Genomic DNA, 23,095 nt, shown 5'->3' with positions numbered 1-23,095 from the left:
GTTCGAGATCATGGGCGCTCATCGGCATCGGGTCGATGAGGACGTTGCCCTCCTTGCGCACCCACGCGAAGCCGTTGAAATCCAGGTTGCGCGCTTCATCAAAAGCCAACCACGCAAACAGGTCCGGCCGGTGCAGTTGCTTCATGTCTCGCTCCGTTGTCCCGCGGCGCCGGGCGGCGCTCTTCAGGACGTGGAAAGTTCGTAGCCCTGCCGGCCCGCGCAATTCAAGAGGGTTGCCAGTGGGAGTGTGCTTTGCTCGATCCCACAAAAAAGCCGCGCCCATCGGGCGCGGCTTTTCAAGCAAGAGCAGCGAAGCTGCTAGATCTTGAAGTAGTGGGTGTAGAGCCCGTGGGTGACGCAGTAGGCGCGCACGCGCACGAGGTTTCCCTTGATCTTGTTGGCAAGGAAGAGATCCGGGGAGAATTCGACGCCGCTTGGGCCCCAGCGGTCTTCGCCGCCGGCGGGCTCGTGGATGGAGATCCAGCTCGGGTCGGTTTCGTTGTCCCAGAGTTCGATCCAGCTCCACCAGTGACCGGCCTGGTGGGGGTGCTTGAGCTTGTTGATGAAGTTGACGCTCACTTCGGCGCGGTTCTTGCCGACCTCGAGATGAATCTCATGCTTGATGAGGTTGTTCTCGGGGCGCTCGGCGTTGTTGTCCTCGCGCTTGGCGTTGTATTCGAAGAAATCGGGGACCTTTCCAAGCCAGGTCTTGTCCTTGAAATACGGGTGCTGGACCTCGGGGCTGATGGTGGCCTTGCCCTCCCACTCGGTGCCCAGCAGCGAGCCCTTGTAGGGTTTGCCCATATCGGCGGCATTGGCCTTGATGACCGAGGCCCCCAGAAAGGGCGCGGCGACGATGCCCGAGCCCACGATCTTGAGGAAGTTGCGGCGGTTTGCTTCCATGAGTTTGCTCCCTGTTTAAATGGTTGCGCGCGCTTCCGGGCGAGTTCTTGCCCCTCACCGCCCGGTCGGCGCGCGGCGCTGGTTGAAATCCCTGAACCGGCGCCGAGTGTAGCACGCCGGGAAGCGCCCACAAGCCCGGCTGCCCGGAGGCGGAATTGACATCGGGGCGCTGCGTCTACAAACTTCGCCGGCGCATGGTGGGGATCCTGCGCTCCCTGCCGGAGAAACCATGGAAATCAGCGTCGCCCACGAATTCGAGATCGACCGCGCGGAGTTCGAATATGCCTTCGCGTGCGAGGATCTCGAGCGGCTCAACGACCTCGTGCACGAGGTCAATCGCCGCGACGTGGTGGAGTGGACCGACGACGGGACGCGCTTTCGCCGGGTGAGCGAGTATCACGCCAAAAGCCGGGTGCCCGAGTTCGTGGGCAAGATTTTTCGAAAAGACCCCTCGCAGGTCACCCAGGTGATGGAATACGACCGGGAAACCCACCGGGGCTGGTACGACATCGAGTCGCCGGTGCTGGGGAAGCGCTTTGTCTATCGCAGCGAATTCTCCATTGAGGAGCCCGCCCCCGGCCGGGCCATCCGCCGCAGCAAGCTCACCGTACTGGTTCGCCTGCCTGCCATCGGCGGCCGGGTGGAGAAACTTCTCAAACACGAGTTCGAAAAGCGCGAGAGCGCCGAATACGAGGTTTGTGCTAGATTTCTAAAGGAAACCTGGCCCGGCATCCGGGACCGGGTCATGGAGAGCTGGCCGAGCGCCCGCAGCTTCGCCTGAGCTTCTTTGGAGGAGAGTCCATGTCCGAGATTACCTTTGCCAGCATGGCCCGCGCCTCGCGCGAGGAACTTGAGCGCATTTTTGCTGCCGGCATCCTGCCCGATCTCGAGCAACTGGCCGGCTGGGAGTTCCGCGGCCACAACCCGCCGGCCTGGGCGAAGGCCGCCGGGATTACGAAGTTCAAGAAGGGCTTCTTCCGCAAAAGCACCGGCCCGTTTCGCTACGAGGGCTACAACATTCCGGTGAAGGTCTCCTCGATTTCCGAGCCCTGGGAGTGCAAACCCTCCAACGCCAATCCCAAGCGCTTTGGTTTTTACGCGGTGATGCCCTCATCAGAGGCGCGCGACGCCAAAGACCGGCGCTACGACAATGCGATCTTTTTGAACTACGCCGCCGCGCCCGAAAATCCGCGGCTCGATCCCTCGCGCGTGATCAAGGATTACGTCGTGCAGGTGGAAGGAAACCCGGACCTGTTTCTGGGCAAAGCCTTCCTGACCGTGGGACCGGCGCGGGTGTTCTCGAACTTCTTCCTGCTTGAGCGCGACTGCCAGACAAACTTCACCGGGAGCTGAGCATGAGTATTCCACTTCCCCTGGCCCTTGCCATGGACCGCGCGGTCGGATTCATCTCCGGCATCGCCAACAATCTGCCCGCCGAACATCCCGACACCCGCGACGAGCTCGAGGCCTACCTCGACAAGCCCTTCGATGTGGCCTTCCCGGCGCCGCCGGTGCCCAATCACGCACACCTCTCGCGCTTTGAAGCGCGCCGGGGCTACACCGTCGAGGAATTCCGCTTCGACAGCGCCTTCGAACCGATGAGCGCCCACTACAAGGAGCGTCACGAGCACGACTACATCGAGAACCGCCACGTGGTGGGCCGCATCTACCGTCACGACGACGGCCACCCGCGCGTCATGGTCATCTACATCCACGGCCTGATGCAGCCCGGCCCCGTCATGGAAGAGCGCGTGCTCATCCCGCGCATTCTCAAGAAGCTCGACGTGGACGTGTGCCACCTGCACCTTCCCTTCCACGGGCGGCGCAAACCGGCCAACGAACTCATCCACGGCGGCTTTTTCTGGACCAGCGATCTGGTGCGCAGCTTTGAAGCCATCCGCCAGAGCGTCTCGGATGTGCGTTCGGTGATCTATTACCTGCGCGAGCGCTTCAACCAGCCCATCGGCCTAGTGGGCATGAGCCTTGGCGGTGTGATTACGATGACCACCGTGTGCGTCGAAAAGGACGTGGACTTCGCCATTCCGGTCATCGCCCACCAGTCGCTCTCGGATGCGGTGACCCGCGCGCCGATCCTCACGCGCATGCGCGAGGAACTCAACCAGCGCGGTCTCTCGGAGGCCGATCTCATCGACATCGAGAGCCGCCTGGGGCTCTCGCGGATGAAACCGGTGATCCCCACCGAGCGCATGCTCTGGATCAACGCCCGTCACGACCTGATCATCCGCGCTGACGCGGTCGAGCGCCAGTGGCGCGACTGGGGCGAGCCCCCCATCCGCTGGTACGAGGGCTCGCACATGTCGATCGTCTTCGAAATTCCGCAGGTGATGGGATGGATCGGCGAGTATCTGGACGATCTCGCCCTGGTGCCGCGCCACGGAATGAGGCGCAGGCGCGCGGCCTAGTCTTTTACTTCAATGCCCGCTGCAACTCTTCGGCCAGGGTCTGCAGGTCACGAGCCGTCGCGGTGACCTCTTCGCTCATCTGCGCGAATTCGAGCACCTGATTGAGTACCTCGCTTGTGCCGTGGGAGATCTCCCCGGTGGCCTGCGCCTGCTCGCGCGCGTCGGTAGCGTTGGCCTTGTTGCGATCGTTGACCCGCGCGGCCGCGGCGGCGATCTCGCCCAGCTCGCGCTTGGCGTCATCGAAGAGCGTCGCGAAGTTCCGTGAGGCCTCCATGACCTCGCGCACGATGCCCAGCGTTGCGGCAACTTCGTCCTGAACGCCGGTCACCGATTCGCTGACCTGTTCGGAACTCTCCTGTGCCTGCTCGGCGAGCTTGCGCACTTCCTGCGCGACGACGGCGAAGCCGCGCCCGTCCTCGCCCGCACGTGAGGCCTCGATGCTGGCGTTGAGGGCGAGCAGGTTCGTCTGCGCGGCGATCTCCTTGATGGTGTCGACGAACTGGCCGACCTGCTGCGACTGGTTCTGTAGCTGGTTGAAGCGTGAATCGGCGCCGCTGATGGATCGGTTGAGTGCATCGAGCTCGCCACGGATGCGATCGATGTGGTCGCGCACGCGCTCGGTGCGCTCGCGGTTCTCATCGGCTTCCTTTGCGCTCTCACGACTCCGCTGGGCCAGCGCATCGGCCGAGGCGGCAACCTCTTCGGTCGTGGTGGCAATCTGCATGGTGTCGCGCTGGGCGTGGTCGGCTGTGCTGGCCAGCCTTCCGGTCGCGGCGGTAATCTGCTCGACGCTGATGGCCAGTTGCTGGGCCGCGCGGGCGATCTCGTCGCGCGACTCTTCCAGGGCGCTGACGGTGGCCATCAGCGAGCTGCGCGCGTCGTATTCCTTGCGACGAAGCGAATAGAAGTATTCAACCGGCGCGGCGATCATGGCCAGAAACAGACCAAAGGCCACCTGAATCCAGATGCGACCGGCGCCCGTGAACTCGCCTCCCCAGCCAAAGTCGGCTGCCATGTGCGCAAACCAGACGCAGACAAAAAACGTGATTCGCTGGCGCCGGTTCATGGGCAGCAGCGAGACGATGGCAAAGAGCTCCACCACGCCGACCAGGGAGTGAACGGGCCCCAGGGCGTAGCCGGCGCGGTAGAATGCGATGTCGTTGAGGCCAACGAACGCAGCGGTCAGCGGGACGGTCCAGGCGGCAAGGGTTCGATCGTCGCGAACGATGAGCAGGACGGCCGTGCCGATGGCTGGCGCAATCGCGGCGCTCAGGCGGATTGCCGCCAGATCCCACACACCGGTCACCAGCATGGGCTCAAGATCGAACGCCGCAGTGGAGACGTCGATTCCCCAGATCAGAAAGGTCGCGACAAATCCGATGACGGCAACCAGCCGGGCGCGCGGGCGCCACTCGGCCAGCAGCTCGGTCTCATAGCCATCGGCTGAAAAGGGCACGGATGTCTGCGTCATGGAGCGTCGCCCAGTTCCCTCTTGCCCCCTCGCGCGGGGGCAGCCCGTATCACAACACTCCCACTATTGCTCCCATCTCAAAGACGCGCAAGATGTGGTTTGTCGTAACTCTGCCTGCTAACGTGGGGCGTCCATGAAAGCACTTGTTACCGGAGCAAACGGATTCCTGGGCAGCCACCTGAGCGAGGCGCTGAGTGCCAACGGCATTGAAGTGCGAGCCATGATCCAGGCGGGGACGCCGATGGTCAATCTCGAGGGCATCGATGTCGAGTGCGTGGACGGCGATCTGGCCGACACTGCCTCGCTCGCGCGGGCGTGCGAGGGCTGCGACCTAGTCTATCACCTGGCGGCCGTCGTCTCCGATTACGGTCCCTGGAGCCTGTTCAAGCGCATCAATGTCGAGGGAACACGCGATCTCATCGACGCCGCCGCCGGCGCGGGGGCCAGGCGTTTCGTGCAGATGAGCTCGCTCTCGGTGCACGGCTTTCACGGCTGGTTCAACGCTACCGAAGAAGCTCCCATCGACGCAGGCAACAACTACGCGCGCTCGAAGGTCGAGGGTGAGAAGCTGGTGCATGCCGCCCACGAGGGCGGCAAGATCGAGGGCGTGATCATTCGGCCGGGATACTTTCCCTTCGGACCGCGTGATCGCACGAGCTTTGCCAACCTCGCTGACGCGCTCGAGAAGGGAATCTACCGCCAGGTGGGAGACGGGCGCGCGCGCACCTGCACGAGTTACGCGCCCAACCTTGCGCAGGGAATGGTGCTTGCGGGAACCAAGGCCGAGGCCGCCGGGGAGACCTTCGTGCTCGCCGACGACGCCCCCATCTCGTGGAAGGAAATCAACGCCAGGCTCTCCAAAGCGCTCGGCGTTGCCATGCCCCGCATCAGCATCCCCGCCCCGCTGGCCCGTGCCGCGGGCGACATCATGGAGCGGGTGTGGACGCTGGCGGGTGCGAAGAATGCGCCGCCGCTTACGAGCTACCGCGTGCGCGTGCCGCTTACCGATTCGCACTTTTCAAACGCCAAGGCCCGGCGGCTACTGGGTTTTGATCCGAAAGTTGGATTCGATGAGGGACTGGCGTTGACGGTGGAATGGTACCGGCGCGCCAAGAATGAGGGATCGCTCTAAGAGAACTAGAGGTGAGGTAGATGCTGGGACTCTTCAAGAAAAAACGAAAGCGCGGCTCGGCCGCTTCGAAGCGCCGGGCCCGCACGATCTGGGTGAGCGCGACCGCGCTGCAGGTGGCCTACCTGTATCTGGGACAGCCCAAGAACTTCGAAGACTGGGCCGAGGAGCGCATCGACGACGAGAACCTGCGCGAGCTGCTCTCCCATGTCTACGAGCGGATGTTCGCCTTCGCCGCCTTCTTTGTGGTTCCCGCCGGAATTGCCCGCGCGGGGCTTGGCGAGCCGCTCTCGGATTACGGTTTGAAAGTAGGCAAGTGGTGGCGCGGGGTTCCGCTGCTGGCCGCTTCGCTTCCGCTCGCAACGCTGGGCGCGATCTATGCTTCGGGGCAGAAGGATTTTCAGGACGAGTATCCCATGTGCGACGCCGCACGCGAGGACCTGCTCTCCTTTGCGATCTATGAACTCTCGAACGTCCACTACTACATCGGCTGGGAGTTCTTTTATCGCGGCTTTCTCGACCGCGGACTCGAAGAAGAGTTCGGACAAAGCGGCGCCACCGCGTTCCAGAGCGTGGCTTCCACGCTGATGCACATCGGTAAGCCGCGCGACGAAACCGTGGGCGCGATCTTTGCCGGGCCGGGTTTTGCATGGATGGCGCGCTTTACCGACTCGGTGGTCTACCCGACCATCCTGCACTGGTGGCTGGGCTTTGCCCTGGACGCCGCCGTAGTGCTTCGCACCGGCGGGCAAAGGGCGCAGGCCCCTGCCCCCGCGCCGGTTCCCGTTCGAGAAGTCACCCCGACCCCGATCCAGAAGGCCGCCGCGACTCCCATCGAGAAGCCCAAAAAGAAGAAGAAAAAAGAAAAGGCGAAGAAGAAGAAAGCCAGGGCATGAGCAAGCACGCCGCGACGGTTTCCTCCCGTGAGGGACTGGTCCTGCTGGGCGCGGTGAGCCTGGCACTGATTGCTTCGGCTGTTTCTCCCTTCGACCGCATCACCTGGGTGATGGAAGTCATTCCGGCACTCATCGTCGCGCCGGTACTCGTGTTCACGCGGGAGCGCTTTCCGCTCACCCGCCTGCTCTACTGGCTCATTGCGCTTCACGCACTGATTCTCATCTACGGCGGCGCCTATACCTACGCACGCGTACCGCTCGGCTTCTGGATGGAAGACCTCTTCGGGTTCACCCGCAATCATTACGACCGGATCGGTCACTTCGCGCAGGGATTCATCCCGGCCATCGCCGCGCGCGAGATCCTGCTGCGCACCTCGCCGCTAAGGCGCGGCAAATGGCTGTTCTTTCTGGTGAGCGCTACCTGCCTTGCCATCAGCGCGGTCTACGAGTTCATCGAGTGGTGGGCGGCGCTGATCAGCGCGCAGGCGGCCGAGGCGTTTCTCGGCACCCAGGGCGATCCCTGGGACACGCAGTGGGACATGTTCCTGGCCACGCTGGGCGCCATCACTGCCCAGATCCTGCTTGCCCGCCTGCACGACCGGCAGCTCGCCACGCTTTCAGCCTGAAATTCGCCTGAATTCCCCTGCCCCCTCAGCTCACGATCCTCACTTTCTGGTTTGAGTGAAGAAACCACTGTTTGATTTTCTTCTGAACCGATTGGCTCAGGCGTGAAAAATATGAAGATAACCATCTGTAATTACTTGATAAAACAGCGTTTAAAATCGAATTGACAAACATCGTTTGAATTCGATACTCTGCGTCATAGAGCGACTGACCAAATGGTCAGGCGAGCATTGAGGGAGCATCTTAAGGAGAACAGGGACAAATGGAACGCGCGGGAACCTACAAGCAGAAGCTTGCTGATAAGGCACTCAAGTACGGCCTGATGACCGCCATGGGCGCTTACCAGTCGCAGAACGACCGTCTGCGAAACCTCGTCGACAACTACTATGCCGTCGCCGACTACGACGACCGCACGGCCGAGTACAACTCCAATGACATGAACGTCCTTTTCGGGCGCAACTATGAGAAGGCCCTGGCCAACCTCTGGAAGGCCGAGGAAGTGGCCCCCTATCTGGGATTCCACGACGCCTCGCGCGCCGACAAGGTCGCCGCCGGACAGGGAACCGTGGTGGGCAGCGCCATCAAGGACCGCCACGCCAAGGCCGCCCTCGATGTCGAGAATGCCGAGACACAGGAACTTGTTGAATATGCTTCTTCGGACGCGATCCGCAAGGAGTTCGAGGACGCCTACAGCCCCGAGCAGCGCGAAGCGATTCTGCGCATCGTCTCACTGCTTGGCCACGGTGAGGCCTACGCCCTCTACACCAGCTCGACCCTGCTGCCGCTCGTGCGCGGCACCGGCTCGAAGCTCGGCATGGCCATGCAGGTCATGGAAGAGGCCAAGCACTTCGCCGTGCTGCGCGCCATGTTGCGCAATCTTGGCGGCACCCGGATGCTGACCGCGTCGGTGCGCGCGGTCTTCGAGACCATCGCGCGCCAGCGCTACTATCACAAGCTCTTTGGGATGAACATCGTTCTTGAGGGCTTTGCCACCAATCTGTTCGCCCACTTCGAGGACTTCCCCGGACTTGGCGACATCATGCGCGCCTTCCACATGGATGAGTCACGCCACGTGGCCTTCCCCCAGACCTACGCGGCCGAGGGCAACGTGCCCGACAAGGTAACAAACTCGATGGCGGCCAAGTGGCAGCGCCTGATGGTGCTTGCCCCGGCAGCCGGCGCATTTGTCGACTACAAGTCCGACTTCGATACGATCGGCATGAACCCCTACCACTTCTTCGGCGCCACCGTCTCGAAGATCACGAAGGCCGCCGAAGGCGCGAAGATGCCGCTTCCCTGGGAGCGCAAGCAGGTCCTCTGGAGCCTCAACTGGTTCTTTAATTCCTACGTGAAGGCCTTCGAACCCGAGAAATACGACGGATTCCAGGACTACAGTCGCCTCTACAAGGGCCAGCTCAGCGCCGACATGGTCGAGCGTGAGCTCGAGGTCTACGGCAAGGATCTCTACCGCGGTATCTGGCGCAAGGGATCCAAGAACAAGGCGAAGAAGGGCAAGAAGAGCGAGCCGAAAGGAATCTTTGGCCGCGCCCTGACCGCCTTCGCATAAACACGGCTTCCCCCCGCTCCCAAGCGGGTCTTCCCAAGCACAAGGCCGCGCCCCACCCTCTCGGGGCGCGGCTTTCTGCGTACATGCAAAAGGGGCGGGTAAACCCCGCCCCTGCACATCCGTTGTCGTTGGAGCGAGGTTCGCTCGTCCCTTTTCTCTCAGGCCGCCGCTTTCTGAAAGGCCGGGCGGTCCTTGATGCGGTCCCAGTAGGCCTTGAGGTTCGGCAGTTTGTCGTTGATGAGGCCGAGCATCTTGGCCGAGAAGACCACGTAGCCCACCATGATGTCGGCTGCGGTGAACTCCTCGCCGCACAGCCAGGTCTTTCCTTCGAGCGCTTTCTCCAGCACGTCCAGCACGTCGGCGGATTTCTCTCGCCCCTTTTTGGCGATCTCGGGCACACGCTCATCGGCGGGAAGGATCATGGAGTGTTGGAAGATGTCGGAGAACGGGCTCATGGCTTGGCCCTCGGCGAAGTGCATCCACTGCAGGAACTTCGCGCGCTCGGGCGTGCCGACTTTGGGTTCGAGCCGTCCCTCCCCGTATTTCTCCAGGATGTATTGAACAATGGCGCCGGACTCGAACATGCAGATGCCGTCGTCCTCGATCGCCGGGACGCGGCCCATTGGATTGATCTTGAGGTATTCCTCGCTCTTGAGCGCCTCGGGCGAGAAGGCCAGCTTGTGCACGGCGTAGTCGAGGCCGAGTTCTTCGAGCAGCCACATCACCCGCACCGAGCGGGTCTTGGGGGCATGATAGAGCTTGAGCATGTGTGGACGTCCTTTGATGGGGAGTTTCTTCAGTGAGAGCGTTAGTAGCATCCCCGGCGCGCGCGGAGTAGCGGGTCTTTGGATGCTGCAGTCAGGCGGAGCGGCGCCGCCTGATTCGGGGTGAGTAAAAGCTCAATTTCCTGACCACGCGGCCAGTCCCGAGCCTCTCCAAACAGGGTTTGAGGGGCCCTGCAAAACACCTAACCCATTGTAATTACAGACTGAATAACGAATGTTTGCGGGCAATAGAAAACTGTTTGACACGGCGCAGAATGGCGCGATAGTCTGTGACTGGCCAGCCGGTCAGGAAAGCTGACCTCGGAGTAAGGAATGTCGGAGCGCGCACAAGAGAAGTCCCGGGAGGAGCTCGACGAGCGAGAGTTTCCCCAGGCCAACGTAAGTAACCCCAGTGTGGTGAAGATTCTCTTCGCCGCCGGGCAGTGCTTTGCCGAGCACGGCTACGAAAAGACCACCACCAAGGAAATCGCGCAGCGCGCCGGCGTCTCCAAGAGCCTGCTGCACTACCACTTCGAGAGCAAGGAACACCTGCTCTATGAGCTGCAGGACCTGCTCTTCAACCTGACCAAGGAACGCATCCGCAACTACTCGCTCAAGGGCGAGCCCTCGATCGAGCGTGCCATTGCGACGCTCGACATGGTGTGGCGGCTCATCTGCAAGAACGACAACTTCATCTTCTTCGGACTCGACCTGTGGAACCTGGCGGGCAAATACCCTGCCCTGCAGGAGCATCACCGCAAGTTCATGCGTTCGATCGTGGCTTTTGTGGAAGAAGCCGCGCGCGATGCGCTCGGCCCGGTGGCCGACCAGCTCGCCATTCCGGTCTCGCGTCTGGCGCAGCTCTTGGTTGCGACGATTCCGGGATTTGCAATGCGTCTGCAGGTTGATGCCGAGGGCGCGCAGCAGGCCTTCGATGATTTCAAGGATCTGCTTACCAAACTGATCACCGTTCCCTCGGCCTGAAACGCCGGGGGTTGTGAGGCAAACAACCTGGTCCAACCCGAACCTGAGACGGACGACCAGTTAGAAATAAAAGGCAGGAGATAGACAATCATGAGTGGAACCCAGACCTGGAAAGAAAAAGCTGCTGAGGCTGCTTTCGTTAACGGTTTCAAGGGTGTGATGGGCACCTATTACAAGGCCGAGCCCTACATCCGTCGCCGCATCGAGTCGAACCTTGTCAACAAATACGACGACAAGACCGCGACCTTCGAAGGTGGTGAGATGGAGCTGCTGACCCAGCGCAACTACGAAAAAGCCTTCGTGAACCTCTGGAAGGCCGAGACGGTTGCTCCCTATCTGGGATTCCAGGACGCCTCGCGCGCCGACAAGGCCGCCGCTGTCAAAGACCACGTCATTGTCGGCGCCTACCATGGCGAGGGTGCCATCTGTGAAGACGACCCGACCGTGGAGATCGACGATCTTGTCGCCCACGTTACCTCCGACGAAGTCCGTCGCGAATTCCAGGAGGCCTACAGCCCCGAACAGCGCGAAGCGATCTGCACGATCATGTCGCTGCTGGGCCACGGCGAGGCCTACGCCCTCTACACCAGCGCCACCCTGCTGCCCGTCGTCAAGGGCACGGGCGCCAAGATGGGCATGGCCATGCAGGCCATGGAAGAAGCCAAGCACTTCATGGTGCTGCGCGAGATGCTCCGCACCATCGACGACATCCGTCCGCTCAAGACCTCGGCGCGCATGCTCTTCGAAACCGTCGCGGGCAAGGACTACTACCACAAGCTCTTCGGCATGAACGTCATCCTCGAGAGCTTCGCGACGAACCTGTTCTCGCACTTCGAGGACTTCCCGGGGCTGCGTCACATCATGCGCGCCTTCCACATGGACGAGTCGCGCCACTGCGCCTTCCCGCAGACCTACAATTCGCTGGGCAACATCCCCGAGCACGTCACGCACGATCCCAAGTATCAGCGTGCGCGCATGATGATGCTCGTTCCGGCGCTGCCGATCATCTTCGACTACAAGCCCTACTTCGAGACCCTGGGCCTGAATGTCTTCGAGTTCTTCGGCCGCTTCGTGGCCAAGGTGACCCGCCTGTCCGAGCGTTCGGGCTTCCCCATGCCGCAGAAGCGCGAGGACATCCTCTACGGCATCAACAACCTGTTCAATGCCTACGTGCGGAACTTCGAGCCCGAAAAATACGAGGGTTATCGCGATTACACCCTGCTGCGCGGCGGTGAGATCAGCCAGGACATGGCCGACCGCGAGCGCGAGGTGTTCGGTTCGGACATCTTCGGCGGTATCGGCGACATGATTGCCAAGATGCGCATCGGCAAGAACGCAGCCCGCAGCGCCCGCGACGCCCAGCGCGCGGTGGCCAGCATGCTCAACTAGTCTACAGCCGGCTTCCTTTGAAGCCGCAGAGCCCCGCCCATTCGGGCGGGGCTCTTTGTTTTTGGGCTGGGGGTTCACCGGTCAGCCCCCTTTGCGCCCGGGCGATGCGGCGCTTATAACTACGCGCCGGCAAGGAGCAAGCAATGGCAATCGTCGGCATGGCAGAGATGCGCAAGATCTTCGAGATTATCGACAAACTGGGCATTCACCGCGAGAAGATCGAGGTGCCGCTCAAGCCCAGCGGCGCGGGCAGCATCGAGATGCTCGATTCGGGCATCGCGCGGATCATCCTGCCCGAGGACAAGCCGCTCAATGAGTGGCTCCCCACCCTGGAAGCCGAGCTCGACAAGCTCCCGATCCCCCGCGAACAGGTCGACTACGACAAGCTGACCTGACCAGGAGAACCTCAAATGGCAAAGATCACCATCTATCACAACCCGCGCTGTTCAAAGTCGCGCCAGACGCTGGCGCTGCTCGAAGACGCCGGCGCCTCCATCGAAGTGGTCGAGTATCTGCAGACCCCGCCCTCTGCCAGTGAACTGGCCGAGATCGTGAAAATGCTGGGCGTCGCTCCCATGGAGATCGTCCGCAAGAAGGAAGCCGAGTTCAAGGAACTGGGGCTGGACCAAAAAGTCCCGGCTGATGCCAAGCTGCTGGAACTGCTCTCGAAGAATCCCAGGCTCATCGAGCGCCCCATCGTGGTCAAGGGCAAGAAGGCCGTGATCGGTCGCCCGCCCGAGAACGTCAACGCGCTGCTGTAGAGAGCTCCCACGCATGATCATCACCTCCCCCATTGAAGGCGTGCACCCCGAAAGTGTCGGCGAGCACCGATTCGTCGATGCCATCGGCATGCGCTTTCACTACGTGGAAAAGGGAGAGGGAGAGCCGGTTCTTTTTCTGCACGGTTTTCCCGAGAACTGGTTTTCCTGGCACCGCCAGATGGACGCGCTGGCAAAATACTACCGCGTGATCGCCCTCGATCTGCGCGGATACGGCCAGTCGCAGGTCACCAAAGACGGCTACGACGCCAACACCTTCGCCTCGGATCTGTATGGGATTCTCGACGCCCTGGGGATCAAGCAGGTGAGCCTTGTGGGGCATGACTGGGGCGCGCTGCTCATGTGGCGCTTCGTCTTCGCCCATCCCGAGCGCTGCCGCCGGGTGGCCTCGCTCAACACGCCGCACCTTCTGGCCTTCGAGCACATCATCAACATGAGCGATGCGAAGATCGCGCGTCGCCTGTGGCAGAAACCCCAGTTCGCCTACGTGCCCTTCATGCGCGCCCGCGGTTTGGCGGAGGCCGTGCTGAACGCGCGTCCGCGCGACTTCCTGATCAATTGCTTCCGGCTGGTTGCCAGCGGTCGCAGACTTCCGCTCTCGAGCGGCGAGCTGCACTACTACCACATGCTCTATTCGCGCCCGAACAGTTGGCACGGGCCGCTGGCCTACTATCGCAGCGCGCCGCTGAGCGGCCGCCAGAGTGCCGGCGACAAGAATCGCAAGCTCCAGATGCCGGTGCTCTTCCTCATGGGCCAGGACGATCCCCTGCTCCCTCCGAAGCTCGTGGATCCGATGCGCCCCATGCTCGGCGATCTCACCGTGCATCAGATCGGCAAGGCCGGCCACTGGCCGCATCTTGAGCAGCCGGACGAAGTCAGCCGCGCTCTCTCGGGATTCTTCAGATAATCGAAAACTAGACGGCGAAGGCCGGCCCCTCGCCCTGGAGGTCCTCGACGCTCATGGCGACGACCTGATTGCGACCGCCGTTTTTTGCGCGATAGAGCAACACGTCGGTCGCCTCGATGAGCAGATCGCCATCGGCGGCTGTTCCCTGCAGGCTGGTAACGCCGATGCTCAGCGTAACGCGAAAGTGCTCGCCCTTTGCCTCGAAGCGTAGCTGGCGCATGGTCTCTACAATGCGCTCGGCCACTTCGGTCGCCGTGCTGAGGCTGGAGTCACTCAAAATGATGGCGAATTCCTCGCCGCCGATGCGTGCCGGCTGATCGACGCCCACGCGCACGCTTCCCAGCAGCACATCGGCGATGCGGCGCAGCACTTCGTCACCCTTGCCATGACCATAGGTGTCGTTGACCACCTTGAAGTGATCGGCATCGCACATGAGCATGGAGATCGGACTGCCAAGGCGGCGGGCGCGCGCCACTTCGCGGTAGAGGGCTTCGTCAAAGCTGCGCCGGTTGGGAAGGCCCGTGAGCTTGTCGGTGACGGCCAGCGCTGCGAGCTCCAGGTGAATTTCCTCGAAGCGTTTTCGCACGTAGGTCGACCAGGAGAAGATCGTGCCGAGAACGCCGCCAAAAAGCGCCAGCACGGCAACCATCTGCATGTTGCCCGCATTGAAATTGAAGAGCTCAAGCAGAATGGTCTGGCGCGGGATGACGCCGAGTTTTTCAAGCACAACAATGGCGGCGAACTGCAGGAACTGCAGCAATACCAGCAGGCCCGCCGTCCGCGGAGCGAGAATGAGTGTGGCCATGCCGATCTCCGTAAAGATCAGGATGCCGACGATCGCGGTGTAGGTACCCGAAAGATGGATCAGCGCGGTGAGCAGGAAGCTGCTCGTAAACAGGATCCATGTGGCAAAACGCTGCAGGCCTGCCTTGTCGAGCCTGTGAATGACCAGAAGAGCCGGGATGTGGAGCGGGATGGAGAGCATCACCGTCCACAGAAGCAGTTTCTCCATTGTGGTGTGTTCGGGACGGGGATAGACCTCGGCTGCCAGCAGGACACTGCCGAAGACGGCGATGGCGGCCGTGCCGGCCAGGTAGCCGTAGAGAAGCCGGGCCAGGTCGCGGCGATCGAGCGGGTCACTGGCCGATTTGGCAAGTGTGGCGCGCTCACCTGTCGCTGCGTCGTTCATGTTGTCCAGATCATGCTGAATCATTCACGTCCCGTGACTTCACATGCGCAAACCCCGCCCCCGGCATTTGCCCCGCGCACGAAACGTCCCGATACCCGTCATTAACTTTGATATCATGGCGCTTTCTTGGCGCCAGGCCAAGCGCCCTGCGCTCCCGGCGCCCCGCGCTTTCCCAGTGCCGGGCCCATGCGCTATGAAGAGGCGACGGGGAAATGACGCACCATGGCCATGCTCTCGGAATCGACCATCAACCGTTACTTTGAGTTTCGCGGCGCCATTGAGGCCGTGCGGCTGCTTCGCCGTGAGATCGGCGTGCGCGCACTGCTCCCCATGCTGGTAAAGCTGGAGGCCCGCCACCTGCGTGGTGAGCCGTTTCACGATGTGGGCGAGCCCGTTGACGAGAAAGAGCGCCTGAGCCGGCGCCAGGTGGGCCAGGTGATCCTGCTCTACCAGCTTCTCAAGGAAAAAGTCGGTGAGCAGCGCGCCTTCGAAATTGCCCGCAAGCTCGTCAAGGCGGTGGCCATCGAGTTTCTGGCCCATGCCCTGCCCACCCTGCACCGCGCGGAATACGTGGACCTGGACCAGGCCGCGCGCGACGCAAAGGCCGCCGAGATCGTCCGGCCCATCGTCAATGCCGAGTCCGACATTGCCGTCGTGGGGCTAGAGCGCGTGGACTTCACCGTGACCAAGTGCTGGTTCCACGAGCTGACCGTCCGCGCCGGCGTCCCCGAGCTGGCCAAGATGTTCTGTGCCGGCGATGAGGGGTATTTCGAGACCCACCAGCCCGAAATCCGCTACACGCGCACCACGACGCTCGCCGAGGGCGGGCCGTGCTGCGATTTCAAATTCCACTGGATTGAAGCCGAGAAAAAGGCCTAGAGTTTTCCCCACACGCGAGGCAGAGCCATGAAACACAGCATCCATGAGTTTTTCCGCGGCCGCGAGGTCGCAACAGGCGAGCTGGCCGATTTTCTCGACAACCTTCCCCCGTTCAGGCGGGTTGAAGAAGCCCTGCGTCTGGACGCGAAGGAGCAGGCCGCGCTTTTCGATGCTGTGCGTGACGAGCGTCCCGTGAAGCTCGAGGACATCGTGCCCGAAGAGTGCGCCCCCATGAAAGAAGTCATTCACTACGGGCGCAACACGCTTCCCATGTTCAGCTATTTCCAGAAGCGTTTCTGCCGCCCCGACGAAGAGGGCCTTCGTGAGCTGTGGGGCTACAACCACCAGCTCCTCTCGCCGGTGACGGGGCCGGGTTACTTCGTGACCCGGAACTGTGACGACGGCGAGGTGCTGGTCGACTACCTGTGCGTTCCGCCCCGCCACCCGGCGGGCTGGCCCGAGATCCTGCCGAATTCGGCCAGGCTCTCGAGGTTCATCTACTACAACACCCGCGACTATCTGCGCGGGGTGTCGGCACACGTGACCATCGGACGGGCCACCCGCAAGGGCAAACCGATGGACAACTGGTTTGTGCTCTGTCGCGAAGATTGAGCCCTTCCCGAAAAAAAATGCATATAAGTGATTGAAATGACGCCGGATTTGCGATGAGCCAGATTCGTCTGGCGAGTAGCTAAAACATTGTTCTATACTGGTGCCGACTTTGGGGGCAACGGGGAAATGAGCATGAACGAACCCATCGAATATTCGCCAGTCTCGCGCGTGATGCACGGATTCTTCCGGTATCTCGACTACGCGGCCCACGTCGCAGCACTCAATCTTTACTCGCCTGCGACCACGTCCAAGAAGGCGATGAGCAGCCGGCTCATCCAGAACTATCCCTACATCGAGGACGGCAGTCGCAGTCACCTGCTCGACGTGTGGGTGCCGGCGCCCTTCCAGGGCAAGAGCCCGGTGGTCTTCTACGTCCACGGCGGCGGCTTTACGTTTGGATCCAAGGATACCCACCGCATTGTCGGCAAGATCCTGGCCGACCACGGTTATCTGACCTTCATGATCAACTACCGGCTCGCACCGAAGAACCCCTACCCGGCCAGCATCGAAGACGCCTGTCACGCGCTCTGCTGGGTGTGGGACCATCTCGAACACTTTGGCGGCGATCCCGAGCGCTTCGTGATCGCCGGTGAGTCCGCGGGCGGCAACCTGGCGGCGATGCTTGCGGTGATCAACTCCTACAAGCGTCCTGAGCTCTTCGCCCAGGAAGTCTGGGCCCGCCAGATTCCGCTGGCCGCCTGCATTCCCTTCTGCGGCTGGCACGATCCGGGCGCGCCCGATCGTTACAAGGACCATCCGGTGCTGCGCCAGCTCGTACCGGTCTTCAAGACCCTGACCAAGGCGATACTGGGCAAGAACTGGCGAGAGAACGTGGAGAAGGCCCCGCTTTTCTCTCCGCTCCCGATTCTGGCCAATCAGCCCGACCGTCCGCTTCCGCCATTCCTTATTCCAGTGGGCTCGAACGATCCCATCGTCGGCGACTCCCGGCGGCTCAAGAAAGCCCTCGACAAGATCGGCGTGCGCGCCGACTTCAAGGAGCACAAGGGCGCAACCCATGCCCACCACATCCTGCCCATTCCCTACAGCCTCATGCGCGAGTGCTGGAAGGATGTCTTCAAGTTCCTGGGAGAACCCGGCATCATGGGCCGGGAGCTGCACGCAGTCGCCTGATTTCCCGCAGACACAAACCAAAAGGCCGTGCCCATCGGGCGCGGCCTTTTTCGTTGTGGGCTGCGAAGATTATTCGTTGGGGTCGGCGACCAGCGTGTTTGCGCGCTCGGCCTCCAGGGCTTTTTCCAGCTCGCGGAGCTGGGCATCCACGTCGTCGCTGGATGAGCCCGAATCCTGCGACTCTTCCTTGGCTCCGGCGGCGTTGAGCATGCGGCTGTCGAGGAACTCTTCGACGCGGCTTTCCTCTTCCTTGAGGGCGGCCCACTCCTTGCCGAGCTTCTCGCTCTTGGCGCGGATTTCCGCGTAGTAGGGATACAGATACAGGGCCTTGGCCGTGGTCTCATCGGACCAGAGGTAGCGCTGGGCCGAGGAAGACTGGTCGGCCGCCGTGGGCTTTCCGCACCGGAGCATGCTCTGGCGAAGCTGGTCGTTGAACTCGGGCGAAGTGATTTTCACGCGAATGTAGAAGAGCTGCCCGTCGAAGAGCCGGAATTCCGAAAATCCATTGTTGGGAAATTCGAAGCTGTGATAGGCGGTCACGCGTGGCTCAAAGCGATTGAAGTCCTCGCGAAGACCGGGCACGACCTTCTTGAGTTCATCAATATTCATGCCCCAGCGCGCTTCCTTGAAGCCGTCACCCAGGCAACTGGTCTGGCGGTGATTCTGGGCATGGGCCCACGCCGGTGCCAGCGCCAGGACGGCCAGAATCGCGAGCGCCGCGGCCGCTTTTACTGAAGCTCTCACGGAAACCTCCCCGCCTCGAAGCCCCGCTCTGACGGGCTTCACAGAGGTGTTCATGCATTGTTGAAACCATTCCAGCCTAGCGCCCGTACGGGCAGCCTGTCAAAGCGGCTTGACCCGGCAGGCACCTTCGCTGCAACCTTCGACCGTGGGCCGCATCCAAACTGGAAATAGCCTTGCCGAGAACCACACCATGAACAGCGTCAAACTCTATACCACCCCCTACTGCCCCTTCTGCAACATGGCCAAGAGCCTGCTCAAGCGCTCCGAGATCCCCTTTGAGGACGTCAACGTGAGTAACCCGTCCGAGCGCGCGAAGATTCGCGAGCAAAGTGGCTGGCCCACTGTCCCGGTGATCTACATCGGCGACGAACTCGTTGGCGGGTTCGATGAACTGCAGGCTGCCCAGAGGTCGGGCAAGCTCGACGAGCTTCTGGGCAACTGAGCTTCTTACTCCCCAAATAGCGGCGTGAGTTCCTGCGGGTCTTTTGGCTTCTCGGGAATGCGGATTTTGTGCTCGCTCTGAGCGGCGGGAAGCTCTCCGGGTTCGAGATCCTGAAACGGCGCGGCCGGGTCGAGGGGGATTCCCTCCGGCGCGGGCGGCGGCGGCGTTCCGTCGTTGAGGCGCCAGTCGTAGCGAAGCGTCTCGATGCGGTGGGGCTTTACCTTGAGGCGGCTGAGCGTTCTGGCAGGCAGGTAGGGCGAGAGAAATTCGAGCAACAGGGCGTCTTCTTCCCCGTAGCGACGCCACGGCCCGGTGGGGCCGGTCCTGGGGCGAAGGGCAACGGGTACGTTGCCCTGGTTGGCGTCGCGCGCGCTGCGCGCGGCAGCCAGCACGTCGGCGCGCCAGAAGTCGGTGACAGCCTCCGAGAGCTCCAGCGTGGCGTTCTGGTAGTCATGCACCGCGCCGCGATCCGATGCGAAATACTGCTCCATCCGCCGTTCGATGCGCTTTTCGACGTTGCGGCCGGTCCATGCCTCGGTGGGCGGCGGCGGGCCCGAGCGCGTGCCGTTGAAGAGCACCAGCACCGCGCGCACGTCACCGAACTGCTCAATCAGCTTGCGCTCGATGCTCCGAAGGCTCTGCATTCCCTCGGGCGTGATGTACTGGGCGTCCCAGAAATCGGGGATCTGCTGGACCGAATCGCCGGGGAAAAACCGGATGGAATCCCCCTCGACCGGGTAGTTGGCGACGATGGCCCAGAGCGTGATGACCAGGTGGGCGTTCATCCAGAAGGCCTTCTGCTCGGACTCGACGTGGCCTTCCCAGCGCTCCTTTTCAACACGACCGAAGCTGCGCAGGATGGCTGCGATATTGTCTTTTTCTTTGTCGCGAATGGCGCCGTAGTCGAAGTCGCCATCATGCTGGTATTGCCGCAGGATCCGGTTGAGGCTCGAGGGATCGAACTGGGCACGTGCGGCGCGGGCGCCTGTCAGCGTCAGCGCCAGAAAAAACAGCGCGCAGAGGGCGGCGCGGATCAAGCGTCCCCCTGCCCCGTGCCCGGCTCGCTGGCGCCGTGCTCTCTGGCGATCTTGATGGATGCAGCGGCGCGCCGCTTGTCGCGGCTCATGGTGTGGGTTAGCGACTTGATGAAGAACCCCGCCGCGATGAGTCCCAGCACGATGAACACGTAGTTGTAGTGGCGGAAGTAGAGGATCATGAGGTCCAGGAAGTAGATGAAGTTCGGGGAGATCTCGAGCAGCGCGTTGTATTTCTCGATCGCGGGACCGAGGTCTCCGCGCGCCTGGTAGATCTTTGCCAGTCCCAGCAGCGAGCCCATGTAGTGCTCGTCGCGGCTGAGCACTTCGTCGAAGTGCTGTTCCGCCTCGTCGTAATCGCCCTCCTGATACTCCGACCAGGCCAGGTTGTTGCGGGCTTCCAGGTTGTCGGGTTCGATTTCGAGCGACTTGCGAAAGGCCTGCTTGGCCGCGAAGTATTTCTCCTGATAGAAACGCGTCTGTCCCAGCGCCAGCAGCACCTGCGCGTCGGGCTCACCGTGCTCGGCGAGGTAGACCAGATCCTCTTCGCCGCGTTCCAGGTCCTGCAGTTCGTAGAGATAGACCGAGGCGCGTTCCTTGCGGATGAGCAGGCCGTCTTCTCCCGAGAGGTCGAGCCCCTCGACGATGGCACGGGCTTCTTCCTCGATCTTGGCGGCCGACTCGACCGAGAGCTCATAGTTGGTGAGCCGGAGGATCAGGCGCGCCCACATGAGCTGGGCGAGCTGGTTGTCGGGTTCAAAGGCCAGACCCTTCTGGAATTCCTCGCGCGCGGTCTGGACGCCGGCCCAGGTCAGGCCGCGATAGTCGTCGACCAGGCCGAGCGCCTTGCGGTAGTGGGGTTCGGCATCGGGATTGGTGGAGAATCCCAGCGGATAGTCGGCGGGCTCCTTGAGCTCGGTCGCTTCCACGCCGGGCATGGCAGGCTGGGGATGATCGGCCATCAACGGCGCAGCGGCGTCCTCGGCCCGGGCGGGAGTGCCCAGCGAGAGCGCGGCCATGAGGCTCAGCAGTGCAAACAGATACTTCATGATGTCCTTGTGCGTGCGCCCGGGCTCAGGCCTGGGCGACGTCGTCTTCCTCGGTGATGCCCCGCGCATTGAGCTCGCGGGCTACTTCATTGGCAATGGCGTCGCCGGCGATCTCGCCGTAGGTGTTGATGATGTCGGCCTGCTGGTCGATGACCTTGGCCGCGCCGACCGCTTCGGAGATGCTCAGGGTGAAGGTCACCATCATCACCACGAGCGTTGCCAACTGCCATTTGAGCTGGTAGGACGCTTCAGCATGCCCCTGCGCGACCCACAAGCCCAAGAGGATCGTGTAAGTAAACATTCCGACGGCGATGACCGCCAGGGCTCCGATGACTTTGACCATAATGCTCCCCGGGTATCTCTGGCGGAGGTTTCCGCTCAGGTCGACGAGTTGGGCGATCGTCTGAGTGCGATTCTGGAGCCGTTGAGCCCCGCGCAGCGCCGTCGCGCGCTGGGCCAGCTTCAGGCGCGGCTGGAGCATAATCTCCCCGCCAAAGAGCAGGCAACCGATTCCGCCCTCAACCGCAAGGCTCTCTACTTTGGTCTGGGCACCCTGATTTTCGGCGGCGCCCTCTTCCTCGTCTCGCACCTCTCAGCCGCACTCTCGGCGCTCTCTGGCGTGGGACAGCTCGTGAGCTTTGCCGGCCTTTTTATCCTGCTCGGCCCGGTTTCCCGGATGATTTCCGATCTCCTCTCGGCAAGGAAGTAACCCCCATGCGTGCTTTTGTTGTTGCCCTGATGTGTCTGCTGGCCTCCTGCGCGGCCAAACCCGCCTCCGATTCGGCGTGGACACACCTGGCCCAGCGCGCCCGTTCGGTGGTGGTGCGTGTCGAGGCGATCGGTGACGAAGACGGTCGCGGCCGTCCGCGCGCGGGCAGCGGGTTCTTCGTCTCCGAAAGCCATGTGCTCACCACCTGGACCGCCATCGCCAGGGCCGACGAGATTCGCCTGCGGGCCCCGGACGGGAGCTGGACCGGCGCGCGGATTATCGGCACCGACAAGGACAACGACCTGGCCCTGCTCGAGCCCGTGCCGCCGCCCAGCGTCCCGGCCGCGCCGCTAAAGCTGGCCACCGACCTGCCCGCGCCGGGGTCGGCGGTGATGATCGCGGGTTACCCGGGCCACTACGGACTCTCGGTGGTGCGCACCACGGTCTCGGCCTCCGGTGTGCCGCTGGAGAGCGATACGGCCGAAGCGCTGGTGCTGCTTCAGGGCTCGCCACGCAAGGGACTTGGCGGCGCGCCCGTGCTCGATGAGAAAGGGCGCGTTGCGGCGCTGGTACTTCCGCGCGAGGAAAAGACCCACGGGTTTGCCCCGGCCCTTCCGGCCACGGTGCTGGCACCGGTGATTGCCGCACTGCAGGCGGGTGAAGAGAAACGCGTGAGCTGGGCAGATCTGGGCGTCACCATGAGCGAGGTTCCCCAGCTTCGCAGCTTGCGCATCGATGAAGTGAGCGAAGGGAGCGCCGCCGCCCTTGCCGGCCTCCTGAGCGGCGACGTCATTGTCGGGATGGCTGAGCGGCGGGCCGAGTCACTGGAGTTTGCGCAGGCCCTGCTCTCACGCTGGCGCTCGGCGCGGCCGATCCCACTGGTCGTCCAGCGCGGCGACAAGCAGGTCCGGATCGCCCTGAAACCCGCCCCATAATCAGTTCAATAAGCGCGACGGACGATCTCTGAACCCCGCGTGCGGATTTCGGACCACCGTGCCTTCACGGCATTTTTGCTGTTCCGGTATTCGCCAGTAATTTCAATTGGTTATGCGAAATTCCTGAAGTGGCATGCAATTCGCTTTTGATACTCCTCAGGTGAGGATTATCCATGAGCCAGTCCCGTGAGAGCGCCCAGCTCCTCCAACTGCCCCTGCCGCCGGCGCGCCCGATCACGCCCCGCGAACCCTCGTCCGTTGAGGCCCCGCTGCCGCGCGGATCGCGGCTGCCCGAACGCCGGGCTCCAACCATTCGGGATTGGCCTGAGTCGGAGAAACCGCGCGAGAGGCTCCAGCGTCACGGCGCGCAGAGTCTGAGCGATGCCGAGCTCATCGCCATCCTGCTGCGCACCGGTGAGGGCGCCGGCAAGGGCAGCGCCCTGGATCAGGCGCGTTCGCTGCTCGTGAAGTTTGGCGGCCCCGCAGGGCTTGCCGCCGCCGGGAGCGCGGAGCTCTGCCGCGAGCCGGGCGTGGG

28 protein-coding genes are annotated in these 23,095 nt (G+C 62.6%); 19 read left to right on the top strand and 9 right to left on the bottom strand.

The window, feature by feature from the left end:
• Together KDH09_15875 and KDH09_15870 are read right to left on the bottom strand one after the other, a co-directional pair.
• On the bottom strand, nt 1–145 hold a 145-nt coding region (locus KDH09_15875), incomplete at its 3' end, for an MBL fold metallo-hydrolase (protein ID MCB0221177.1).
• Nucleotides 146–318: 173 nt separating this feature from the next.
• A complete protein-coding gene (locus tag KDH09_15870; GenBank protein ID MCB0221176.1) occupies nt 319–903 on the bottom strand; it encodes a hypothetical protein in 585 nt (194 codons plus the stop codon).
• A 229-nt stretch (nt 904–1,132) separates the two neighbouring features.
• Between KDH09_15870 and KDH09_15865 the strand changes: the two genes are divergently transcribed.
• From KDH09_15865 to KDH09_15855, 3 genes are read left to right on the top strand one after another with little or no spacing between them, the layout of a single operon-like run.
• A complete protein-coding gene (locus KDH09_15865; protein MCB0221175.1) occupies nt 1,133–1,684 on the top strand; it encodes a DUF2505 family protein in 552 nt (183 codons plus the stop codon).
• A 20-nt stretch (nt 1,685–1,704) separates the two neighbouring features.
• Complete coding sequence (locus KDH09_15860) at nt 1,705–2,256, top strand: hypothetical protein (GenBank protein MCB0221174.1); 552 nt, start codon at nt 1,705–1,707, stop codon at nt 2,254–2,256.
• A 2-nt stretch (nt 2,257–2,258) separates the two neighbouring features.
• Entirely contained in the window at nt 2,259–3,326 is a 1,068-nt protein-coding gene (locus KDH09_15855; protein MCB0221173.1) for a hypothetical protein, read from the top strand.
• A 4-nt stretch (nt 3,327–3,330) separates the two neighbouring features.
• Here KDH09_15855 and KDH09_15850 read toward each other — a convergent pair whose 3' ends face one another.
• Nucleotides 3,331–4,797, bottom strand: coding sequence for a methyl-accepting chemotaxis protein (locus KDH09_15850; GenBank protein MCB0221172.1), 1,467 nt, complete (start codon nt 4,795–4,797; stop codon nt 3,331–3,333).
• A 133-nt stretch (nt 4,798–4,930) separates the two neighbouring features.
• On the opposite strand from KDH09_15850, the gene KDH09_15845 reads away from it, so the two are divergent.
• From KDH09_15845 to KDH09_15830, 4 genes are all read left to right on the top strand, one after another.
• On the top strand, nt 4,931–5,929 hold the full coding sequence (locus tag KDH09_15845) for an NAD-dependent epimerase/dehydratase family protein (protein ID MCB0221171.1): 999 nt from the start codon (nt 4,931–4,933) through the stop codon (nt 5,927–5,929).
• A gap of 20 nt (nt 5,930–5,949) precedes the next feature.
• Nucleotides 5,950–6,822 carry a CPBP family intramembrane metalloprotease gene (locus KDH09_15840; protein MCB0221170.1) on the top strand — a complete coding sequence of 291 codons (873 nt, stop codon included), beginning with the start codon at nt 5,950–5,952 and terminating at the stop codon, nt 6,820–6,822.
• Entirely contained in the window at nt 6,819–7,448 is a 630-nt protein-coding gene (locus KDH09_15835) for a DUF2238 domain-containing protein (protein MCB0221169.1), read from the top strand. The genes KDH09_15840 and KDH09_15835 overlap by 4 nt, the downstream gene beginning before the upstream one ends.
• Nucleotides 7,449–7,708: 260 nt before the next feature.
• On the top strand, nt 7,709–9,013 hold the full coding sequence (locus tag KDH09_15830) for a hypothetical protein (protein ID MCB0221168.1): 1,305 nt from the start codon (nt 7,709–7,711) through the stop codon (nt 9,011–9,013).
• A 158-nt stretch (nt 9,014–9,171) separates the two neighbouring features.
• On the opposite strand, the gene KDH09_15825 is transcribed toward KDH09_15830, so the two are convergent.
• Nucleotides 9,172–9,780 (bottom strand): glutathione S-transferase family protein, encoded by a 609-nt coding sequence (locus KDH09_15825; protein ID MCB0221167.1) that lies wholly within the window; start codon nt 9,778–9,780, stop codon nt 9,172–9,174.
• A 330-nt stretch (nt 9,781–10,110) separates the two neighbouring features.
• Here KDH09_15825 and KDH09_15820 point away from each other — a divergent pair, with 330 nt between their 5' ends.
• The 5 genes from KDH09_15820 to KDH09_15800 all read left to right on the top strand — a co-directional run bounded on the left by KDH09_15820 (nt 10,111) and on the right by KDH09_15800 (nt 13,836).
• On the top strand, nt 10,111–10,761 hold the full coding sequence (locus KDH09_15820) for a TetR/AcrR family transcriptional regulator (GenBank protein ID MCB0221166.1): 651 nt from the start codon (nt 10,111–10,113) through the stop codon (nt 10,759–10,761).
• A gap of 90 nt (nt 10,762–10,851) precedes the next feature.
• Nucleotides 10,852–12,150 (top strand): hypothetical protein, encoded by a 1,299-nt coding sequence (locus KDH09_15815; GenBank protein ID MCB0221165.1) that lies wholly within the window; start codon nt 10,852–10,854, stop codon nt 12,148–12,150.
• A 143-nt stretch (nt 12,151–12,293) separates the two neighbouring features.
• Nucleotides 12,294–12,545, top strand: a complete 252-nt coding sequence (locus KDH09_15810) for a hypothetical protein (GenBank protein ID MCB0221164.1) — start codon at nt 12,294–12,296, stop codon at nt 12,543–12,545.
• A 15-nt stretch (nt 12,546–12,560) separates the two neighbouring features.
• A complete protein-coding gene (arsC, locus tag KDH09_15805) occupies nt 12,561–12,911 on the top strand; it encodes an arsenate reductase (glutaredoxin) (GenBank protein MCB0221163.1) in 351 nt (116 codons plus the stop codon).
• A gap of 13 nt (nt 12,912–12,924) precedes the next feature.
• Nucleotides 12,925–13,836 (top strand): alpha/beta hydrolase, encoded by a 912-nt coding sequence (locus tag KDH09_15800; protein ID MCB0221162.1) that lies wholly within the window; start codon nt 12,925–12,927, stop codon nt 13,834–13,836.
• A 7-nt stretch (nt 13,837–13,843) separates the two neighbouring features.
• Here the strand turns inward: KDH09_15800 and KDH09_15795 are convergent, their stop codons facing one another.
• Nucleotides 13,844–15,049, bottom strand: a complete 1,206-nt coding sequence (locus KDH09_15795; protein ID MCB0221161.1) for a GGDEF domain-containing protein — start codon at nt 15,047–15,049, stop codon at nt 13,844–13,846.
• Between the two features lie 198 nt (nt 15,050–15,247).
• Between KDH09_15795 and KDH09_15790 the strand changes: the two genes are divergently transcribed.
• The 3 genes from KDH09_15790 (at nt 15,248) to KDH09_15780 (ending at nt 17,647) form a co-directional block, all read left to right on the top strand.
• The gene (locus KDH09_15790) at nt 15,248–15,904 is read left to right on the top strand and encodes an L-2-amino-thiazoline-4-carboxylic acid hydrolase (protein MCB0221160.1); all 657 of its coding nucleotides are present in this window, start codon (nt 15,248–15,250) and stop codon (nt 15,902–15,904) included.
• Between the two features lie 27 nt (nt 15,905–15,931).
• Nucleotides 15,932–16,516, top strand: a complete 585-nt coding sequence (locus KDH09_15785; GenBank protein MCB0221159.1) for a hypothetical protein — start codon at nt 15,932–15,934, stop codon at nt 16,514–16,516.
• Nucleotides 16,517–16,648: 132 nt separating this feature from the next.
• Nucleotides 16,649–17,647 carry an alpha/beta hydrolase gene (locus KDH09_15780; protein ID MCB0221158.1) on the top strand — a complete coding sequence of 333 codons (999 nt, stop codon included), beginning with the start codon at nt 16,649–16,651 and terminating at the stop codon, nt 17,645–17,647.
• Nucleotides 17,648–17,716: 69 nt separating this feature from the next.
• Here the strand turns inward: KDH09_15780 and KDH09_15775 are convergent, their stop codons facing one another.
• Nucleotides 17,717–18,391 (bottom strand): hypothetical protein, encoded by a 675-nt coding sequence (locus tag KDH09_15775; protein MCB0221157.1) that lies wholly within the window; start codon nt 18,389–18,391, stop codon nt 17,717–17,719.
• Between the two features lie 190 nt (nt 18,392–18,581).
• Between KDH09_15775 and KDH09_15770 the strand changes: the two genes are divergently transcribed.
• Complete coding sequence (locus tag KDH09_15770) at nt 18,582–18,833, top strand: glutathione S-transferase N-terminal domain-containing protein (protein ID MCB0221156.1); 252 nt, start codon at nt 18,582–18,584, stop codon at nt 18,831–18,833.
• Between the two features lie 5 nt (nt 18,834–18,838).
• Here the strand turns inward: KDH09_15770 and KDH09_15765 are convergent, their stop codons facing one another.
• The 3 genes from KDH09_15765 to KDH09_15755 are packed head-to-tail and all read right to left on the bottom strand — an operon-like array spanning nt 18,839 to nt 21,139.
• Nucleotides 18,839–19,870 carry a DUF547 domain-containing protein gene (locus tag KDH09_15765; GenBank protein ID MCB0221155.1) on the bottom strand — a complete coding sequence of 344 codons (1,032 nt, stop codon included), beginning with the start codon at nt 19,868–19,870 and terminating at the stop codon, nt 18,839–18,841.
• On the bottom strand, nt 19,867–20,916 hold the full coding sequence (locus tag KDH09_15760) for a tetratricopeptide repeat protein (GenBank protein MCB0221154.1): 1,050 nt from the start codon (nt 20,914–20,916) through the stop codon (nt 19,867–19,869). The genes KDH09_15765 and KDH09_15760 overlap by 4 nt, the downstream gene beginning before the upstream one ends.
• A gap of 25 nt (nt 20,917–20,941) precedes the next feature.
• Nucleotides 20,942–21,139, bottom strand: coding sequence for a hypothetical protein (locus KDH09_15755; GenBank protein MCB0221153.1), 198 nt, complete (start codon nt 21,137–21,139; stop codon nt 20,942–20,944).
• A gap of 30 nt (nt 21,140–21,169) precedes the next feature.
• On the opposite strand from KDH09_15755, the gene KDH09_15750 reads away from it, so the two are divergent.
• From KDH09_15750 to KDH09_15740, 3 genes are all read left to right on the top strand, one after another.
• The gene (locus KDH09_15750) at nt 21,170–21,625 is read left to right on the top strand and encodes a hypothetical protein (protein MCB0221152.1); all 456 of its coding nucleotides are present in this window, start codon (nt 21,170–21,172) and stop codon (nt 21,623–21,625) included.
• A 5-nt stretch (nt 21,626–21,630) separates the two neighbouring features.
• Nucleotides 21,631–22,560, top strand: coding sequence for a serine protease (locus KDH09_15745; GenBank protein ID MCB0221151.1), 930 nt, complete (start codon nt 21,631–21,633; stop codon nt 22,558–22,560).
• Between the two features lie 173 nt (nt 22,561–22,733).
• Nucleotides 22,734–23,095 (top strand): hypothetical protein (locus KDH09_15740; GenBank protein MCB0221150.1); only part of this gene is annotated, 362 nt, incomplete at its 3' end.

This window comes from Chrysiogenia bacterium, assembly GCA_020434085.1.
In the GTDB taxonomy this organism is placed as follows: domain Bacteria; phylum JAGRBM01; class JAGRBM01; order JAGRBM01; family JAGRBM01; genus JAGRBM01.
This window is presented reverse-complemented; position numbering and strand designations above follow the sequence as displayed.

What these genes read in the sequence shown, in the direction of transcription:
- KDH09_15745 (MCB0221151.1), top strand. Translation starts at nt 21,631, where the DNA reads ATGCGTGCTTTTGTTGTTGCCCTGATGTGTCTGCTGGCCTCCTGCGCG.
- KDH09_15850 (MCB0221172.1), bottom strand. Translation starts at nt 4,797, where the DNA reads ATGACGCAGACATCCGTGCCCTTTTCAGCCGATGGCTATGAGACCGAG.
- KDH09_15830 (MCB0221168.1), top strand. Translation starts at nt 7,709, where the DNA reads ATGGAACGCGCGGGAACCTACAAGCAGAAGCTTGCTGATAAGGCACTC.
- KDH09_15800 (MCB0221162.1), top strand. Translation starts at nt 12,925, where the DNA reads ATGATCATCACCTCCCCCATTGAAGGCGTGCACCCCGAAAGTGTCGGC.
- arsC (MCB0221163.1), top strand. Translation starts at nt 12,561, where the DNA reads ATGGCAAAGATCACCATCTATCACAACCCGCGCTGTTCAAAGTCGCGC.
- KDH09_15790 (MCB0221160.1), top strand. Translation starts at nt 15,248, where the DNA reads ATGGCCATGCTCTCGGAATCGACCATCAACCGTTACTTTGAGTTTCGC.
- KDH09_15860 (MCB0221174.1), top strand. Translation starts at nt 1,705, where the DNA reads ATGTCCGAGATTACCTTTGCCAGCATGGCCCGCGCCTCGCGCGAGGAA.
- KDH09_15750 (MCB0221152.1), top strand. Translation starts at nt 21,170, where the DNA reads ATGCCCCTGCGCGACCCACAAGCCCAAGAGGATCGTGTAAGTAAACAT.
- KDH09_15810 (MCB0221164.1), top strand. Translation starts at nt 12,294, where the DNA reads ATGGCAATCGTCGGCATGGCAGAGATGCGCAAGATCTTCGAGATTATC.
- KDH09_15780 (MCB0221158.1), top strand. Translation starts at nt 16,649, where the DNA reads ATGAACGAACCCATCGAATATTCGCCAGTCTCGCGCGTGATGCACGGA.
- KDH09_15870 (MCB0221176.1), bottom strand. Translation starts at nt 903, where the DNA reads ATGGAAGCAAACCGCCGCAACTTCCTCAAGATCGTGGGCTCGGGCATC.
- KDH09_15815 (MCB0221165.1), top strand. Translation starts at nt 10,852, where the DNA reads ATGAGTGGAACCCAGACCTGGAAAGAAAAAGCTGCTGAGGCTGCTTTC.
- KDH09_15825 (MCB0221167.1), bottom strand. Translation starts at nt 9,780, where the DNA reads ATGCTCAAGCTCTATCATGCCCCCAAGACCCGCTCGGTGCGGGTGATG.
- KDH09_15760 (MCB0221154.1), bottom strand. Translation starts at nt 20,916, where the DNA reads ATGAAGTATCTGTTTGCACTGCTGAGCCTCATGGCCGCGCTCTCGCTG.
- KDH09_15785 (MCB0221159.1), top strand. Translation starts at nt 15,932, where the DNA reads ATGAAACACAGCATCCATGAGTTTTTCCGCGGCCGCGAGGTCGCAACA.
- KDH09_15835 (MCB0221169.1), top strand. Translation starts at nt 6,819, where the DNA reads ATGAGCAAGCACGCCGCGACGGTTTCCTCCCGTGAGGGACTGGTCCTG.
- KDH09_15820 (MCB0221166.1), top strand. Translation starts at nt 10,111, where the DNA reads ATGTCGGAGCGCGCACAAGAGAAGTCCCGGGAGGAGCTCGACGAGCGA.
- KDH09_15855 (MCB0221173.1), top strand. Translation starts at nt 2,259, where the DNA reads ATGAGTATTCCACTTCCCCTGGCCCTTGCCATGGACCGCGCGGTCGGA.
- KDH09_15795 (MCB0221161.1), bottom strand. Translation starts at nt 15,049, where the DNA reads ATGATTCAGCATGATCTGGACAACATGAACGACGCAGCGACAGGTGAG.
- KDH09_15845 (MCB0221171.1), top strand. Translation starts at nt 4,931, where the DNA reads ATGAAAGCACTTGTTACCGGAGCAAACGGATTCCTGGGCAGCCACCTG.
- KDH09_15865 (MCB0221175.1), top strand. Translation starts at nt 1,133, where the DNA reads ATGGAAATCAGCGTCGCCCACGAATTCGAGATCGACCGCGCGGAGTTC.
- KDH09_15770 (MCB0221156.1), top strand. Translation starts at nt 18,582, where the DNA reads ATGAACAGCGTCAAACTCTATACCACCCCCTACTGCCCCTTCTGCAAC.
- KDH09_15840 (MCB0221170.1), top strand. Translation starts at nt 5,950, where the DNA reads ATGCTGGGACTCTTCAAGAAAAAACGAAAGCGCGGCTCGGCCGCTTCG.